Below are 17,825 nucleotides of genomic sequence, written 5' to 3'. Positions count from 1 at the left end.
GAACAAGGGATGTTCGCGCCGGCCAATGAAACTCACTTTGCCCTGACCATCGAAGGTCTTTCTGCTGACTTTCAGGTATTCACCCTGCAAGGTCGCGAAGCCATCAGCCAGCCTTTTGTCTTTGAGGTGGAGCTGGTCAGTGAGCAGCCGTCGCTGGACCTCGAAACCCTGCTGCACAAACCGGCCTTCCTGCAACTGTCGCCCGACGGCAGCGGCATCCACGGCCAGATCTACCGCGCCGCGCAAGGCGATTCGGGCAAACGCCTGACCCGTTACTCGGTGACCCTGCGTCCGCAATTGTCTTACCTCGCACATCGCGTCAATCAGCGCATTTTCCAGAACCTCACCGTGCCGAAAATCATCGGCAAGGTCCTCGAAGAGCACGGCATCCAAAGCAACGCCTACGAATTCAAGACCGGTTCGATTTATCCCGAGCGCATCTACTGCGTGCAATACGATGAATCGGACCTGCATTTCATCCAGCGCCTGTGCGAGGAAGAAGGTATTCACTACCACTTCCAGCACACGGCGACGGCGCACAAACTGGTGTTCGGCGATGACCAGACGGTGTTCCCGAAACTCAAGCCTGTGGCCTATCAGCAAGACTCCGGCATGGTCGCCAGCGACCCGGTGATCAAGCGCTTCGACCTGCGCCTGGAAACCCGTACCAGCCGCACCACCCGCCGCGATTACGACTTCGAAAAACCACGCCTTACTCTCGAAAGCGAAAACCGTGGCGACGCGCTGCCCGACCTTGAAGACTACGATTACCCCGGTCGCTTCATCGACCGCGAGCGCGGCAAACACCTGGCCAAACGCGCCCTCGAACGCCATCGCAGCGACTTCCAGCTCGCCGAAGGCAAGAGCGATCAGCCGCTGCTGGTCAGCGGCCACTTCCTTGCGCTCACCGCGCACCCGAAAGCCAAGTGGAACGACCTCTGGTTACTGACCGAAGTCCACCACGAAGGCAAGCAGCCGCAAGTCCTCGAAGAGTCGGTGACCAGCGACACCACCGCACTCAAAGACGACTTCCATCAAGGCTACCGCAACCGCTTCCAGGCCACGCCGTGGGACGTGCCGAACCGCCCGCCCCTGCGCCATCCGAAACCGCGCATCCTCGGCAGCCAGAGCGCCGTGGTCACCGGCCCGAAAGGCGAAGAGATCCATTGCGACGAGTACGGCCGCGTCAAAGTCCAGTTCCACTGGGACCGCGAAGGCCAGGCCGACGACAAAACCAGCTGCTGGCTGCGCGTCTCCAGCGCTTGGGCCGGCGCCCAGTACGGCGGCATCGCCATCCCACGCATCGGCATGGAAGTGCTCGTTACCTTCCTTGAAGGCGACCCCGATCAACCGTTGATCAGCGGCTGCCTGTACCACAAGGAAAACACCGTCCCGTATGAACTGCCGGCGAACAAGACCCGCAGCACCTTCAAAACCCTCAGCTCCATGGGCGGTGGCGGCTACAACGAACTGCGCATCGAAGACAAAAAAGGTCAGGAACAGATCTACCTGCACGCCCAGCGCGACTGGGACGAAAACGTCGAGCACGACCAGAAAATCAGGGTCGGCAACGAACGCCACGACACGGTCGAAAAGAACAGCTACACAGAATTCAAAGCCGAAGAACACCACACCGTCTACGCCGACCGCAAAGTCGAAGCCCGCGCCAATGATCACCTCACCGTCGGCGTCAATCAGCACATCAAGATCGGCACCGGCCAGTTCATCGACGCCGGCCAGGAAATCCACCTCAGCAGCGGCATGAAGGTGGTAATGGAAGCCGGCAGCGAGCTGACCCTGATCGGCGGCGGCAGCTTCATCAAGATCGACGCCGGCGGCGTGACCATGAGCGGCCCGGTGATCAACATGAACTCCGGCGGCAGCCCCGGCAGCGGCACGGGCGCCGCCCCGCTGATGCCGGGCATCCTGAAACAAGCCGACGCCGACAAGGCCGGCCAGGTCCTGACCCCGGCCCAGATCAACACCCTCAAACGCAACGCGCCGTTCTGCGAAGAATGCGAAAAATGCAAGGCAGGTGCCTGTGCCATCTGATCGAATTACGCCCAAGGATTGGCTGGCGCAACAGCCGTTGCAGACTGGCGAGCGCTTGTATCTGGTGATCAGTGCGGCGAGTGATTCCGACGCGCTGAAAAACCTGTATCTCACCGAACCCACCGCCCAGCTCATCCCGATCTGGGGCGGCACGCCCTACTCCACTTGGCAACCGGTGATGCCGTATGTCACCGAACTCAAAGCCAATTCCGCGTTCCTGCCGTGGATCGCTGAAACCGATGCCCTTGATTGGGGCTGGCTGGCGGTGTCGCGTTCCGAGCCGAATGAAGTGTTCGAGCATCTGCGCAGTCTGACGCAGGTGAAGATGCCGGACGGGACCGAAGTGTTTTTCCGGTTTTGGGATGGACGGCATATCTATCCGATTCTGCATGGATTGGGAGAGAAGGCTGGGGAAGTACTGCCGATGTTTGAGCGGTATCTGATTAATGGGCAGTCGCTGGAGGTTGGGACGCGGGTTGTGCCGAAGGTGCGGGACTGGCCGTGGTGGGAGGTGCCGAAGGATTTGCTGGATGGATTGATGGCGGAAAATCCTTCGACCGTCATCGGCAACATGATGCAGTGGCTGTTGGACGAACATGCCGATCTGTACTTCTCGTTCCCCGAATCAAATCTGAAACAAAAAGTGGCGCGTTTTGTAAAGCGCACGCCGCTCACGGAAGAAAATTTTGCCGGGCTGCTGAAAGCCCATCTGGAAAATGAGGTGGTTGTATGAGCGTTTTGATGGGTGGGATCGTTGGTGGCCTCACGGCAAAACAACCTGATGCTCAGGCGATCATTGCCGACTTCAAGAAGTGTCTGAAAGACTACCGTGAGCATGCCGAAGCCTGGTATGGCGGCATTCTGGATGCCGAGCAGCAGTTCAAGGTCGGGGACGAAGTCGGCACTGCAGACAAGGACAGCAAAAAGGAAAACACCCTTTATGCCAACTGCCCGGCGAACGGCAAGCTCGTACTGGTGCACAGCTTCGAATCCGCACGTTTTGTACCGATCGGTAATACACCGGTCCGTCTGACACCAGTGGTAGATGGCCGCTTTATTGGCAAGAACGAAGTCGGTCCAACCATCAACAAAACCATCGACTCGACCGGCATTCTGGAAGTCTCTGGGCTTACACCCAATCAGCAATACAAGATTACGTTCTTCCCTAATCCTACGCCCGCTCAGATCGATAGCTTGTTCAACTCCTACCAAGGTGTGATCGGTGAGCTCGGCGGTTGGCTGCAAACCGAGTGGAGCACAAGTTTCTTGCCGCTTTGGCAGGCACACACTGATGCATCACTGGGCGGCCGTGCCCTGCAGGAGCTGGAAGCCGCGTGGGAAGGCTTCATGAAGGCGATCATGGGTTTGTGGGGCGATATCAAGAGCCTCTACGACCTCGTCGCCCACCCTCGCGAAAACTACGAAAAGCTGAAAAAGTTTTTCACTGAGGAGCAGATCAAGAAAATTTATGATGCCTCAGCAGAGGCCATCCACACGGCCTTGCTGATCGCCAGTGATGAGCCACTGATGTGGGTCTACGTCGCCGCCATCGTGGCGTGGATAAAGATGCTGCCGCCACAAACCTGCACGGAAGTGCTGGCGCAAATGAGCACAGAATTCTTGCTGAACATTCTGGTCGGTGTGGTCCTGACAGGTGGCCTGGGTCTGGCTGTACGAGTGGGCACAAAGGCAATCCAAGGGGTGCAAAGCAGCGGCAAGGTCATAAAACTGATCGAAGACTTTACCGGCATGCTGATGAAAGTCAGCAAATCCAAGGCCACACCGCACACCGAAGCGTCGAAGCCTTTGTTGCTTAATGGGGATTCGAAGTTCAATCCGGCACGTAAAGCGGATGTGCAGATTGCGGCACCCAAACCTGCCGAAACAGCAGCAGCACCGAAAAACAAGCCACCGGTTAGCGGCGGAAAGGTGGAGTCCGATGCGCAGATTCAAGCACGCAAAAAAGATGAGCCTGCCTCGCGTGTCGAACAGGTAGAACACGTCGACAACGCGCCAGATCAGTCAAAAAACCCTGCCGAAAAACCCGCACAATGCGTCGACAAAACCTGCTCCGACGGTGAACCCGTGTCGATGGTGACCGGTGAGGAATTACTCACGCTGACCGATGGTGAAATGGGTGGTTTGCTGCCCTTCGAGTGGACCCGCCTATACCGAAGCAGTGCGGTTGAGATCGACAGCCGTCTCGGCCATGGCTGGAGCCATTCGCTTTCTCATCGTTTGCATCTCGATGATGAAGGTGTGCTGTGGACAGACAACGAGAACCGGCAGACCCGATTCCCGATGCCCACTGAACAGCGCCCCGCCATTACCAATAGTCTGGCGCAAGCGGCGATTTATCTAGGCGATGCTCCCGGTGAACTTGTCCTGACTCAGGCCGGGGCAAAAACACGCTTCTACCATTTCCGAGCCGGTCGCCTAACCACGATCAGCGACGCCTACGAAAACCGCTTACATATCAGTTATGACTTCGTTGACCGTATCCAGCGCATCGATAACGGTGCAGGCCGTGCCCTGCTAATGCGTTACGACGACCGACACATTGTGGCCGTCGATCAGCAGCAACAACGCCAGGAATACAATGACCGCGGTGAACGTCAGGATCCATGGCTGACCATTCAAACGCTCGTCACCTACCAATACAACGCACGCAATCAACTGATTTCTTCTACCAATGCGGCGGGTGAAACCGAGCATTACCGATACAACGATCAGCATGTCATCCTCGAACGACAAATGGCCGGCGGCGCCAGTTTCTTCTGGGAATGGGAACGTGAAGGCAAACACTCCCGCTGCATACGCCACTGGGCCAATTACGCGCAAATGGAAGCGCGTTACGAGTGGGACGACAAAGGCTCGGTGACCGTCTACAACGCCGACGGTAGTGAGCTGGTCTACGTGCATGACGAAAATGCGCGGCTGGTCAGCGAGACCGCGCCCGACGGCGGTGAAACGCAAAATGCATACGACGATCAGGGACGTCTGGTCGCCGTAAAAGATCCGATGGGCGCGATCACTGAGTATCAGTACAGCGAAGCTGGGCGTTTGATCGCCGTTATCCCGCCAGAAGGTGTGCCAACCCGCTACAACTATTTCAACGGTCAACTTATCGACGTACAGCGTGGCAAGGCCCGCTGGAAATATGAGCGCAACCGACAGGGCGACATCACCCAACAAACCGACCCGGATGGCAACGAAACCCATTACAGCTATGACCGTCAGGGCCGACTGCTGGAAATTCGTCATCCCGACGGTAGCCGTCACCAACTGGGCTGGAACAACCTCGGCCAGTTGCTGGAAGAACGCCTGCCCGATGGCGGCCAACGCAAGTATCGCTACGATGCTTTGGGTCGGCAGATTACCCGCCAGGATGAATTCGGTGCTATTACCCAATACCAATGGGATGCTGCTGATCGTCTGACCCAAGTAACCCTGCCCGGCGGCGCCACCCGCGCCTTCAGCTACAACCCATATGGCCGCGTCACCGCCGAACGCGACGAGCTTGGGCGAATCACCCGTTACGAGTACGCCGACAACCTGCACCTGGTCAGCCGCCGTATCAATCCTGACGGCAGCCAACTGCGTTATCGCTACGACAACTCGCAACTCAACCTCACCGAGATCGAGAACGAGCGCGGCGAATGCTACCAACTCGACTACTACTCGAATGGCCTGATCCAGCAGGAAACTGGTTTTGACGGTCGCCGTACTGCCTACGAGTACGACCTCAACGGCCAGTTGCTGAAGAAAATCGAGTTCGGCGATGACGGCAGCGAACTGGTCAGCGAGTATCAGCGTGATGCATCCGGACGCCTGCTGGTCAAAACCTTGCCAGACGGCGAAGAAATCCATTACAGCTACGACGCATTGGGGCGCCTGGTAAACGTCGACGACGGTCACTGGCCGCTCGCCTACGAATACGACGTGCAGGATCGGCTTGTCACCGAGCACCAGGGTTGGGGCACCACACGTTATGAGTACGACAGCGTTGGCCAATTGAGTCACTGCCGCCTGCCCGATGGCAGCACGCTTGATTACCGCCACCTGTCCGGCGGACGTCTGAGCAGCATCGACCTTAACGGTTCTCGCCTGACCTCTCACCAGTTCAGCGCCGGTCGCGAGCACCAGCGACAACAGGGTTTGCTCCTAAGCCAATACCAGTACGACGAACAAGGTCGCCTGCAAGCGCATAGCGTTAGCCAACGCGAAAAAAATCTGTACCAGCGACGCTACAACTACGACGCGAATGGCAACCTAGCCGGCGTAGATGACACCCGAAAAGGTAATCACAGCTATCACTACGACCCGTTGGATCGACTGATCAGTGTGCGTGGTGCGACACCGGAAAGCTTCGCCCACGATCCAGCAGGCAACCTCCTCGGTCAGAATGACCTGCCCGCAGCCAATTTGGCTAACGTCAAAGGCAACCGCCTGCTGATGCAGGGCGACCGCCATTATGATTACGACGCTTACGGTAATTTGAGCCGCGAACGTCGTGGCACCGGCCAGAAACTCGTTACCGAATATCGCTACGACTGTCAGCATCGTCTAATCGGCGTCAGCCTGCCGGGCGGCAGCACTGCAACTTACAAGTACGACGCCTTCGGCCGTCGTATAGAAAAAACCGTCGACGGCTACACCACTGAGTTCCTGTGGCAAGGCGAACGCTTGATCGCTGAAAGCGCCGAGAACCGCTACCGCAGTTACATCTATGAACCGGGCAGCTTCCGTCCGTTGGCCATGCTCGACGGCGAAGGCCCACGTAAAGCCACCCCGTTTTACTACCAACTCGACCACCTCGGCACACCGCAGGAACTAACCGATTACAGCGGCGAGATTATGTGGTCGGCCAGATACCGAGCTTATGGCAACCTGGCGGCACTCGATGTCAGCGAAATCGATAACCCGTTGCGTTTTCAAGGCCAGTATTTCGACGCCGAGACGGGGTTACATTACAACCGCCACCGCTACTACAATCCAGGCACCGGGCGGTTTTTGACACCGGATCCGATCAAGCTTGCGGGTGGGTTGAATAATTACCTGTACGTATCAAATCCTACAGGTTGGGTGGATCCTCTTGGACTTCAGCAGTGTCCGGGTAGCGATTCGGCCAAACCTGCCACACCTGTCAAAACTGGGAATTACCTAGACAAGCCCGCAAATGCTGATGGTTCCTTAAATATTGGTGCTGGTACGAACCCGATTGAAGGCTATTACAATATCGATATTGACCCTAAAGCTCCGGGCGTACACGCTGGCAATGCAACGGATTTATCGGGTATAAAATCAGGATCGCAAAGTCATATCAATATGGATAACCCATATGGTTACGACCCTTTAAACCCAGAAATACTAAGGGTATTAGCCGACAATGGACAAATCACCCTTACAGGCAGCGCATTCGCGAACAAATACATAAAAAAATCATTGAAAAAAATAGAAGAGCTAGGACTAAGAATAGTCTCGCAAACAAAAGTCGACCCAAAAGGTTTTAAAACCATTGACGGCAATCAAATAGAATCAAAACAACTTGATCAATTTATAATCGAGAGAGCAAAATGAATTTTTTAATTGACATTACAAAATCCTTTGGCGCTATCGATTTCGACAATGCCGGCGGAGTCATATCCTATATAAATATCCCCCCTACTGAAAACATTCATAATAGCTTTCAACTCGAAATTTTTAATGTCGTTCTTAACCTAATAGACGAACCAGTAGTCTCTTCAATAAAATTTCAGAATTCAAAATTCCTAGACAACATGGACGAGGACGGCTTCCTAATACTCAAGAAAGCAATCATTACATTTGAGAAGATGAAGGGTCATGAAAAACTAATACGCCTATTAAACCAAGATGAAGGTTACTTGACGCACGAGTCTTACGGTCCCAAATTAGCGAACGAAGATAAAATCTACGACGTCGGAGGGAGATCATTCTCAACACCACAGTTATTGATCAATCTTGCCATAATCTCACCAAAAAAAGTAACTATCGAGTTCACCCCTTCGAACCACACTTATATAGCAACATACGAAGAACTCCAGAACTCAGTAGAACTCTTAAATTTACAAGCAAATCGTGTCCAACCTCCAATTCAGGGAATATTCGACACAACCTACAGCAATATGCACACCGTTAGCGATTTTGATGCGGGTTATCGAGTATACAAACAATAGAACAATGGTAAGTGGGGGGCAGTCCATATCTACCCTGAACAGCCAAAAAGATTTTTTCACTTCACCTAACAAATATTAAAAAATAGAAGCCCTAACGCGTAAACGTGACCTGGGACATTACGTTTCTTTTCCATAAAAAAAAGACTAAAAAAGGGAAAGATTTATTTTCTATGGGGTAACGATCCAAGCGTTCCACCCGGAGACAAAAAGTGAAAGTCACATGCAAAACAAACAAGATAGGCGAAAACTTCTCGACAGAAACAGTATCAAGACTAAAGCGCTACATTTCAATTGGCGACGATGAACTGGAAATCGAAATTGGAAAAGAATATGTAGTTTATGGCATTGAGCTTTGGGATAACTGCCCCTGGCTTTACATTTGCGCAGAACCCTATGACGAATATCCGAAAGCGTTTGCCCTGGATTTTTTTGAGATCTCCGACAAGAAACTTTCATCTCACTGGAATTTGAAATCCAAGGAGACTCACAACAACAAAAACAAAACTCAATTTGTTTTTCAAGAGTGGGCTGAAGACGACAGCTTTTATGAAAACCTAGTTAACGAAGATCAAACCTGCATAACTATATTCAACCGATACAAAAAACTCATTGATACAGAATAAGATCAAAAACGATATATGAGCAACCTTTTCACTTGCGAGCTCCGAGCAATAGGAGACAGGCTATATTTTTCCGTTTCGCACTTAAACGTGGTCCGTCCCTGATAAATTTCAGCAGTTTATTCCAGCGGACAATCTCGAAGACGCCTGGAACACCGTTCAGACGCTGACCACCTATGAGTACGATGCTCAACATCGGTTGATCAAAGCCACAAACGCTCTGGGAGAGTCCGAGCGTTATGCCTACAACGAACAGAACGTCATTCTTGAGCGGCAGCTCGCCGGAGGCGCAAGCTTCTACTGGGAGTGGGAAAAGGAAGGCAAGTCCGCACGTTGCATCCATCACTGGGCCAGTTTCTCTCAGATGGATGCGCACTATGCGTGGGATGACAAAGGCAGCGTCACCGTTACCAACGCCGATGGCAGCGAAGAGATTTATACCCACGACGACAAGGCGCGACTCGTCGCCAAAGTTGATCCGGATGGTGCCGAACATCTAAAGGCCTATGACGACAAAGGCCGACTGATCGCCGAAAAAGACCCGATGGGTGCGGTCACTGAATATCAGTACAACGAGGCCGGCCGTTTGATCGCGGTGATCCCGCCAGAAGACGCGGCGACCACCTACGAGTACTACAAGGGCTTTGTCCGTGTGGTGAATCGCGGTACCGCCAAATGGATCTACTGGCGTAACGACCAGGGTGACATCACTGAGCAAGTCGACCCGGATGGCAACTCTACGCATTACACCTATGATCGCCAAGGACGCCTGCTGGAGATCCGCCATCCCGACGGCAGCCGCCACCAACTGGGGTGGAACAACCTCGGCCAATTGCTGGAGGAGCGCCTGCCCGACGGCGGCCAGCGCAAGTACCGCTACGATGCACTCGGTCGCCAGATCACACGTCAGGCTGAAACGGGTGCGATCACCCACTACCAGTGGGATGCGGCTAACCGCTTGGCACAGATCACGCTGCCCGGCGGCGCTACCCGTGCGTTCACCTACAACCCATACGGCCGCGTCACTGCAGAACGCGACGAACTGGGGCGCATCACTCGATATGAATACGCCGACGACCTTCATCTGGTCAGCCGTCGAATCAACCCGGACGGCAGCCAACTGCGTTATCGCTACGACAATGCACGCCTGCTGCTCACCGATATCGAAAACGAACGCGGCGAACACTATCAACTCGATTACTACTCAAACGGGCTGATCCAGCAGGAAACCGGTTTTGACGGGCGTCGTACCGCTTACGAGTACGACCTCAACGGCAAACTGCTGAAGAAAACCGAATACGGTGACGACGGCAGTGAGCTGGTGACCGACTACCAGCGCGACGCCTCTGGCCGCTTGCTGGTCAAAACCCTCGCTGATGGCGAAGAAATCCATTACAGCTACGATGCTTTGGGTCGCTTGGTAAACGTTGACGACGGCCACTGGCCCCTCGCCTATGAGTACGACGTACAAGATCGCCTGATCACTGAGCACCAAGGTTGGGGCACCACGCGGTACGAGTACGACAGCGTCGGCCAACTCAATCACTGCCGCCTGCCGGATGGCAGCACACTCGATTACCGCCACTTGTCCGGCGGTCGGCTGAGCAGCATCGACCTCAACGGTTCGCGCCTGACTACGCATCAGTTCGACGCTGGCCGTGAACAGCAGCGCCAACAAGGCGTGCTGCTTAGCCAATACCAATACGACGAACAGGGAAGGCTTCAAGCGCACACGGTAGGTCAGCAGGATCGCAATCTGTTCCAGCGCCGCTACGCCTACGATGCAAACGGCAACCTGGCCGGCATCGATGACAGCCGCAAAGGAAACCGCAGCTACCACTACGACCCACTGGATCGTCTGGTCAGCGTTCGCGGCGCCACTCCCGAAACCTTCGCTCATGACCCGGCCGGCAACTTGCTGGGCCAAAGCGATCTGCCAACTGCGAACCTCGCCAACGTCAAAGGTAATCGCCTGCTTATGCAAGGCGACCGGCATTACGACTACGACGCCTACGGCAATCTGGCCCGGGAACGCCGTGGTACCGGACAGCAACTGGTCACCGAATACCGCTACGACTGCCAGCATCGCTTGATTGGCGTCTCGCTGCCCGGTGGTAGCACCGCAAGCTACAAGTACGACGCCTTTGGTCGTCGCATTGAGAAGACCGTCGATGGTCAGACCATAGAGTTTCTCTGGCAAGGTGAACGCCTGATCGCCGAAAGTGCCGAGAATCGCTATCGCACCTACATCTACGAGCCTGGCACCTTCCGTCCGCTGGCAATGCTCGATGGCGAGGGCCCCGTCAAGGCAACCCCGTACTATTACCAACTTGACCACCTCGGTACACCTCAAGAGCTCACCGACTACAGCGGCGAGATCATGTGGTCGGCGAAATACCGTGCCTACGGCAATCTGGCAACCTTGGATATCGCCGAAATCGACAACCCTCTGCGCTTCCAGGGTCAGTATTTCGATGCCGAGACGGGATTACATTACAACCGGCACCGCTACTACAATCCCAGCACCGGACGGTTTTTGACACCGGATCCGATCAAGCTTGCGGGTGGATTGAACAACTACCAGTACGTGCCTAACCCTACGGGGTGGGTGGATCCTCTGGGGCTAAACTGCGTCCTTGGAGAATGCCCCGATGAGGTGCCAGCTCCCGAAAAAGATGTTCGCAAATTTTCCAGCACCAAATACAAACCAGAGGAAGTATTGGGTCGTAAGGTCTATAAAAATACTGTAGACGTAGAGCCCGGGGTTCCTACAACAATCGACAAAAGCGTTGACCCTAGAATACGCAAAAAAATCGAAGAAGACGGGTGGAGCAATTTGGACCTAATGAGAAACGGGAACGCACCCATTGGTCCAGATGGGAAATACATAAACCTTCACCACGTTACAGGCGATGAACCAGGTCCGATGGTAGAGTTAACTGGTACCGTACATAAGAAATACCATAAAGAGCTTCATGGAACGATTGAAGACGGTGATAGCTTCAGAAACAACCCTAAGCTTGAGTTACAGTATGCAAAATTTAGAAAAGCATATTGGAAAGAACGAGCCAAAGACTTTGAGTGAGCAGAACCATGCATAAATATCAAGACTTGATAACGAAACTCGACAACTCCGATGAAGAAACATTTTGGCTCGGCCCCGCCACTGCCGAGCAAATTAAAAAACTCGAGAATATTCTAGGCATAAAGCTGCCTGAAGATTTCGTTGACTTCTTGAGTATATGCGGTGGTGGTGGTGCAGCAGACTCAGAAATATGCGGAATTGAGAATAATGATGCAACTCTAGATAACGGCGGAACTGTAAATTACAGCACCATGTACTGCCGTTCAGAGTTTGAATTACCTAGTCATTTTGCCGTCATTTATTTAAAAGACGACGAAGTTTGCTGGGCAATTGATTGCGGTCCCACGGGAAATGGACAGGTCATTAGCTACGATCTATTTAAGCGCAAACCGTCTAAGAAAATAGCGGAAAACTTCTATTCATTCTTTGAGGAATACGTCGAACTCAGAACTTAACTTTCAACCGTGAAAGAAGGGGGAATACAAAAAATGGACTAAAAAGAGACAGATTTATTTTCTACCCACTGAAAATAAATCTGTCTCTTTTCTTCATTCGACGTACTTCCGGAAAAAATGAGAACTTTTTACGTGATTGCTAATAAAGATATGGAGCCAAACCTCCTGCATAGCTCAAACTGGCCAAAGGTTATAGGCTATTCCTTCGCAGATAACTATTTTTACTTATCCGAAGGCAAAGGCAACGGCTTTGCCGCGAACGACATGCCTGAATCGAAAGCTAAAAGACCAGAATGGCTTGAAATATTCACAGATCTAGATGTGACTTGGTTCCTTAACATGATTGACAACACTAGCTTCACCAGCGAAACGGATTTCCGTGAAAAATTAACAGCACACATTGGCAACGTAGATACAATATTATTTTGACTAACTCGAGTTCGAAAAAAAGGGGACAGATTTATTTTCTACACGCTAAAAATAAATTTTCCCCACTTTTTATCCATAAACCGTTTAAGCCCTGGTATTAAGACGCCTTCGGCGCAGCTTGAACAAAGAGTCAGAAACATTAAAGCTAGAGAAAATAAATCTGTCCCCTTTTCTTATTGGCTCTGAAAAAATCGACCACGGCGCCGACATGAACAAGCTTCTAAGCCAATTTGACGACTGGGAACAACTTCAATGACAACCAACTTTGAAATAGCTTTGAAAAAGAATGAATTCCCTGACTATTTCAGAGGTAATGGCCAATATTTCACAAGAGACCCCGACTGGGGAACCCAGTTGCATATCATAAATTGGCAAGGACTATGCGGCTATTTAAAGTCGTTAGAAAGCTCGATCGAAATATTGAGGAATGCATTTAGCGTATACTTAAACTCGGTTGAGTTTACAAAAAATGACGCCAGCGACCTGCTTGAAAACATTGGCTGCTATTACTACCTAAGAAATAAACATCCTTTCTTGTCAAAAGATGGATTTGATCTTGTACGCGATGCTGCTGATAGTGAGAAACAGAAAATTTCACATATCATGACCTTTCTGAGAAAAACAATCGAAGCCAACAATAATGTTAAAGACCTTGAACTCTATAATCGCCGCATGAGAAAACTCATTGATGACGGCGGCCCAACCAATATAGAGAGCCTCTAACTCTTTCGACGGAACCCACTGTAAAAAGGTGACCAAAAAGGGGACAGATTTATTCTCTAAAATGAAAATAAATCTGTCCCCTTTTCTGATCGGCGCTAACGACGAAAAAGAAACCCGGTACATGAGGGTGGAATTGAGTGCGAATACCATACATGGACATCCGATATCTGAAGACGCCTTCAAAAGGCTAACCAAGAAGAAAAAATAAGCGATGAACATTAATAAGATAACAACGCTCGGCGGAACAATAACCTTCGATGATCTCTCCACACTAGTTGGATCCGACATCACACTTATAACCGACGAACTCAAAGAAGACCTTTTACAAGCATCACTGCCACTCGAACAAATAATCGATATTGGATGGTACCCAGAATTCAGCGAAAATGGCGCCTTTAGAATCTCGCTAATCTCACATCAAAACTGGGAGTCGCCAATATACAGCGAAAGTGCGAAAACTTGGGCCGAACTTGAAAAAGCGTTATATCACGCCCTGAATAAAATAAAAATAGCGTAATCTTTACGCAGTCAAAAAACAGACCCTTCGTAAAAAATGTAACCCCCCGGAAACCTTAGGTCTATTTAGTACTTATTATTGCAACAATAAAGAACGCATAAAGGCCACGGCTTTGCCGCGTACAACATGCCCGAATCGAAAGACAAAAGACCAGAACGGCCCGAAACACTTAAAGCTCTAGACGCGACTTGATTCCTTAATATTGGACAAAAGGGGACGGACAAAAGGGGACAGATTTATTTTCTACAAACTGAAAATAAATCTGTCCCCTTTTCTCCAACGACAACGGCTTGATCACTGCCGTTATCCCGCCGGAAGACGAAGCCACAACGTACGAATACATCAACGGCTTCGTCAGTGATGTTCATCGCGGCAAAGCCAGTTGGAAGTACCAACGCAACCGTCAGGGCGATATCACCCAGCAAATCGACCCGGACGGCAATGCCACGCTCTACAGCTACGATCCTCAGGGGCGCCTGCTGGAGATTCGCCACCCGGACGGCAGCCGTCATCAACTCGGCTGGAACAACCTCGGCCAGTTGCTGGAAGAACGCCTGCCCGATGGCGGCCAGCGCAAGTATCGTTACGACGCGCTGGGTCGGCAGATCACCCGCCAGGAAGAATCCGGCGCCATTACCCAATACCAGTGGTATGCAGCCAATCGCCTCGCCCAAGTCACACTGCCGGGCGGTGCAACCCGTGCGTTTACCTATAACGCTTACGGTAATGTCACCGCTGAACGCGATGAACTCGGCCGCATCACTCGGTACGAATATGCGGAAAATCTGCATCTGGTCAGCCGCCGCATCAATCCGGACGGCAGCCAAGTGCGCTATCGCTATGACAACTCGCGTCTGCTGCTGACTGAAATCGAAAACGAGCGCGGCGAGCAATACCACCTCGACTACTACGCCAACGGCCTGATCCAGCAGGAAACAGGCTTCGACGGTCGTCGCACGGCTTACGAGTATGGCCTCAACGGTCAACTGCTGAAGAAAACCGAATTCGGCGACGATGGCAGCGAACTGGTCACTGAGTATCAGCGCGATGCTGCTGGTCGGCTGCTGGTGAAAACCCTGGCCGATGGCGAAGAAATCCACTACAGCTACGACGCTCTCGGTCGCCTCGTAAACGTCGACGACGGCCACTGGCCGCTCGCCTACAAATACGACCTGCAAGACCGCCTCATCGAAGAACACCAAGGTTGGGGCACCCTGCGCTACGAGTACGATAGCGTTGGTCAGCTCAGACACTGCCGCCTCCCTGACGGCAGCAAACTCGATTACCGTCACCAACCGGGCGGGCAACTGAGCAGCATCGACCTCAATGGCTCGCGCCTGACCTCTCACCAGTTCAGTGCTGGGCGCGAACAAAAACGTCAGCAAGGTTTGCTGCTCAGCCAATACCAGTACGACGAACAAGGCCGCCTGCAAGCCCACACTGTTGGCCAGCGAGACAAGAACCTGTTCCAGCGTCGTTATAATTACGATGCCAACGGCAACCTCGCTGGCATTGATGACAGCCGCAAAGGCAATCGCAGCTACCACTACGACCCGCTCGATCGACTCATCAGCGTGCGCGGTGCTACTCCGGAAAGCTTCGCCCATGACCCGGCGGGCAACCTGCTGGGCCAAAGCAATGAAGGCACAGCAAACCTCGCCAACGTCAAAGGCAACCGCCTGCTGATGCAGGGTGATCGTCACTACGAGTACGACGCGTACGGCAACCTGAGTCGCGAACGCCGTGGCACAGGACAGAAACTCGTCACCGAGTATCGTTACGACTGCCAGCACCGCTTGATCGGCGTTAGCCTACCGGGTGGCAGCACTGCAACCTACAAGTACGATGCCTTCGGTCGACGTATAGAAAAAACCGTCGACGGCCACATCACCGAATTCCTGTGGCAAGGCGAACGCCTGATTGCCGAAAGCGCCGAAAACCGCTACCGCAGCTACATCTACGAGCCGGGCAGCTTCCGGCCGTTGGCGATGCTCGATGGCGAAGGCCCACGTAAAGCCACGCCGTTCTATTACCAACTTGACCACCTCGGCACACCGCAGGAGCTCACCGACTACAGCGGTGAAATCATGTGGTCGGCGAAGTACCGAGCCTACGGTAATCTCGCCGTGCTGGACGTCAGTGAGATCGATAACCCGTTGCGGTTCCAGGGTCAGTATTTCGATGCCGAGACAGGGTTACATTACAACCGGCACCGCTACTACAATCCGGGGGCTGGACGGTTTTTGACGCCGGATCCGATCAAGCTTGCGGGTGGGTTGAATAGCTACCAGTACGTGCCTAACCCTACGGGGTGGGTAGACCCTTTAGGTCTAGCTAGCGGCCCGACAAATTGTCCACAGCCTGTCCCAGGCGGAACATGGAAATTCAATTCTGAGGTTGATTTAGACTGGAGGGGTACACCTGGGACGTCATACCAGCAAATGCACAAAGGAGTGGACGAGGCATTTACTCGAACAGGCGTGCCTAAAAACGAATTTTCAGTTACCAAATGGGGCAAAGACCAATATGGAAAATCTTACCCAACAGAATGGCGCGTATTAGAGGGCAGAAATAAGGGTGCAGAAGTAAACATAGATGATCCTCGCCTCGTTCCTTCTGGTGATGGTCCGGCAGATCCTCATGTCGGTTACCAAACGCCAGGTAAGCGTGGAACAGGTGGGGCTGTTAGAGGACACATATTGTTAGAATCTGTGCCTGTATCACGCGCGAGAATTGGAGATCCTCAATGAACTACCTAGAAAAAGAAATCGATTCGGCATTATCAGAGCAGAACTTAGCGCATGAGAAAGTACGCGAGAACGAACTATCTAAATTGATCATGAAGCTAACGGCATCATTTTTTTCTCCTGAAACAAAGGGCCTCGACCCTTTTTTCTTGAGGAGCCCCCAAAAAAAACACGATCCAGACTTCTGGAAAAAAGTAGACATTCTCGAAAATTTTGAAAACCCCTTACTAATAGTTCAGGACAGTAAGATTCACGCTTGGAAACTAGCAACCTCTGCAGATCTTAAAACGCTATTTTCCGAAACGACTGGATTCCCATTCTGGATAGTCGACGATAACTTCAAAGTGCTAATCTATATGGATGATCATGATTGCGTTCATACCAGCGATAGCACTCAATAAAAACAAATCGACTCTAGGCAACCGAAAGAAATAAAGCAAGGACAGACCACGACTCCTTATTTTAAACGGGGCAGATCACAGTTTTTACATCCATAATCTGCCGTCGGGGAACTCACCTCTTTCTCGCTATTTAGCGTGATCCGTCCCTGAACAACATGAACAGCAAGGTTTACGAAGAATATAACTACTGGCTTGGAGCAAATGAAGACTCAAATTGGAATGAGTACATTACTGAACAGGTAGCTCATGGAGTTTAAGGAAATTAACGCCATGGACTGGCAACAACTTAATGAATCAATTCTTTTAAAAGAGGAATACTGGCAAGAAAGAAGCGCTGCTGCTCTCGGAGAGTTGCGATCGCCCGAAGCGATAGAGCTTTTAAAAAAACTTCTTGACTCTACCTTCTCCGAGGTGGCAATCGCCGCAGCTTCCCAACCTGATTGAACTGAAGCAGTTATTGAGGAAAAATACTCTAATAAAATTCAGCGAATCATGAGTAGAAAACGGGACAGACCACGGTTTCTTTTTTTGTATCTATAATCTGCCCTTTGGAAACTCTCCTCTTTCTCGCTATTTAACGTGGTCTGTCCCTGTAACGC

Annotated in this window: 11 protein-coding genes and 2 pseudogenes; all 13 read left to right on the top strand. The window is 52.1% G+C overall.

Annotated elements, in window-relative coordinates; translation table 11 throughout:
- Positions 1-9: 9 nt before the first annotated feature.
- Positions 10-2,052 (top strand): type VI secretion system Vgr family protein, encoded by a 2,043-nt coding sequence (locus AC5SEM_RS07240; RefSeq protein ID WP_495472503.1) that lies wholly within the window; start codon positions 10-12, stop codon positions 2,050-2,052.
- The gene (locus AC5SEM_RS07235) at positions 2,042-2,785 is read left to right on the top strand and encodes a DUF4123 domain-containing protein (protein WP_495472502.1); all 744 of its coding nucleotides are present in this window, start codon (positions 2,042-2,044) and stop codon (positions 2,783-2,785) included. Before AC5SEM_RS07240 ends, AC5SEM_RS07235 begins: the two co-directional genes overlap by 11 nt.
- The gene (locus tag AC5SEM_RS07230; protein WP_495472501.1) at positions 2,782-7,632 is read left to right on the top strand and encodes an RHS repeat-associated core domain-containing protein; all 4,851 of its coding nucleotides are present in this window, start codon (positions 2,782-2,784) and stop codon (positions 7,630-7,632) included. Before AC5SEM_RS07235 ends, AC5SEM_RS07230 begins: the two co-directional genes overlap by 4 nt.
- Positions 7,629-8,249 carry a hypothetical protein gene (locus AC5SEM_RS07225; RefSeq protein WP_077572135.1) on the top strand — a complete coding sequence of 207 codons (621 nt, stop codon included), beginning with the start codon at positions 7,629-7,631 and terminating at the stop codon, positions 8,247-8,249. Before AC5SEM_RS07230 ends, AC5SEM_RS07225 begins: the two co-directional genes overlap by 4 nt.
- 209 nt (positions 8,250-8,458) lie before the next feature.
- The gene (locus AC5SEM_RS07220) at positions 8,459-8,872 is read left to right on the top strand and encodes a hypothetical protein (protein ID WP_495472500.1); all 414 of its coding nucleotides are present in this window, start codon (positions 8,459-8,461) and stop codon (positions 8,870-8,872) included.
- Positions 8,873-8,978: 106 nt separating this feature from the next.
- A pseudogene (locus AC5SEM_RS07215) lies at positions 8,979-11,954 on the top strand (RHS repeat-associated core domain-containing protein); the annotation flags it as partial.
- 8 nt (positions 11,955-11,962) lie between these two features.
- Entirely contained in the window at positions 11,963-12,409 is a 447-nt protein-coding gene (locus tag AC5SEM_RS07210) for an SMI1/KNR4 family protein (protein ID WP_495472499.1), read from the top strand.
- Between the two features lie 132 nt (positions 12,410-12,541).
- Positions 12,542-12,838: a hypothetical protein gene (locus tag AC5SEM_RS07205; RefSeq protein ID WP_250606833.1), complete on the top strand. Its 297-nt coding sequence runs from the start codon at positions 12,542-12,544 to the stop codon at positions 12,836-12,838.
- 252 nt (positions 12,839-13,090) lie between these two features.
- Positions 13,091-13,561: a hypothetical protein gene (locus AC5SEM_RS07200; RefSeq protein WP_495472498.1), complete on the top strand. Its 471-nt coding sequence runs from the start codon at positions 13,091-13,093 to the stop codon at positions 13,559-13,561.
- 211 nt (positions 13,562-13,772) lie between these two features.
- Entirely contained in the window at positions 13,773-14,078 is a 306-nt protein-coding gene (locus AC5SEM_RS07195) for a hypothetical protein (protein WP_495472497.1), read from the top strand.
- Positions 14,079-14,365: 287 nt separating this feature from the next.
- A pseudogene (locus tag AC5SEM_RS07190) lies at positions 14,366-16,828 on the top strand (polymorphic toxin type 47 domain-containing protein); the annotation flags it as partial.
- Entirely contained in the window at positions 16,825-17,226 is a 402-nt protein-coding gene (locus AC5SEM_RS07185; RefSeq protein ID WP_150774485.1) for a hypothetical protein, read from the top strand. The pseudogene AC5SEM_RS07190 and the gene AC5SEM_RS07185, both read left to right, overlap by 4 nt.
- Positions 17,227-17,496: 270 nt before the next feature.
- The gene (locus AC5SEM_RS07180; RefSeq protein ID WP_460158144.1) at positions 17,497-17,670 is read left to right on the top strand and encodes a HEAT repeat domain-containing protein; all 174 of its coding nucleotides are present in this window, start codon (positions 17,497-17,499) and stop codon (positions 17,668-17,670) included.
- The last annotated feature ends 155 nt before the right edge of the window (positions 17,671-17,825 follow it).

The organism is Pseudomonas sp. CH61, from assembly GCF_059429415.1.
Note: the sequence above shows the minus strand (reverse complement) of the source record. Positions and strands in the feature narration are given on the sequence as shown.

Coding starts and splice junctions, on each gene's coding strand:
- AC5SEM_RS07240 (WP_495472503.1), top strand. CDS start 10: ATGTTCGCGCCGGCCAATGAAACTCACTTTGCCCTGACCATCGAAGGT.
- AC5SEM_RS07230 (WP_495472501.1), top strand. CDS start 2,782: ATGAGCGTTTTGATGGGTGGGATCGTTGGTGGCCTCACGGCAAAACAA.
- AC5SEM_RS07225 (WP_077572135.1), top strand. CDS start 7,629: ATGAATTTTTTAATTGACATTACAAAATCCTTTGGCGCTATCGATTTC.
- AC5SEM_RS07210 (WP_495472499.1), top strand. CDS start 11,963: ATGCATAAATATCAAGACTTGATAACGAAACTCGACAACTCCGATGAA.
- AC5SEM_RS07200 (WP_495472498.1), top strand. CDS start 13,091: ATGACAACCAACTTTGAAATAGCTTTGAAAAAGAATGAATTCCCTGAC.
- AC5SEM_RS07195 (WP_495472497.1), top strand. CDS start 13,773: ATGAACATTAATAAGATAACAACGCTCGGCGGAACAATAACCTTCGAT.
- AC5SEM_RS07185 (WP_150774485.1), top strand. CDS start 16,825: ATGAACTACCTAGAAAAAGAAATCGATTCGGCATTATCAGAGCAGAAC.
- AC5SEM_RS07180 (WP_460158144.1), top strand. CDS start 17,497: ATGGACTGGCAACAACTTAATGAATCAATTCTTTTAAAAGAGGAATAC.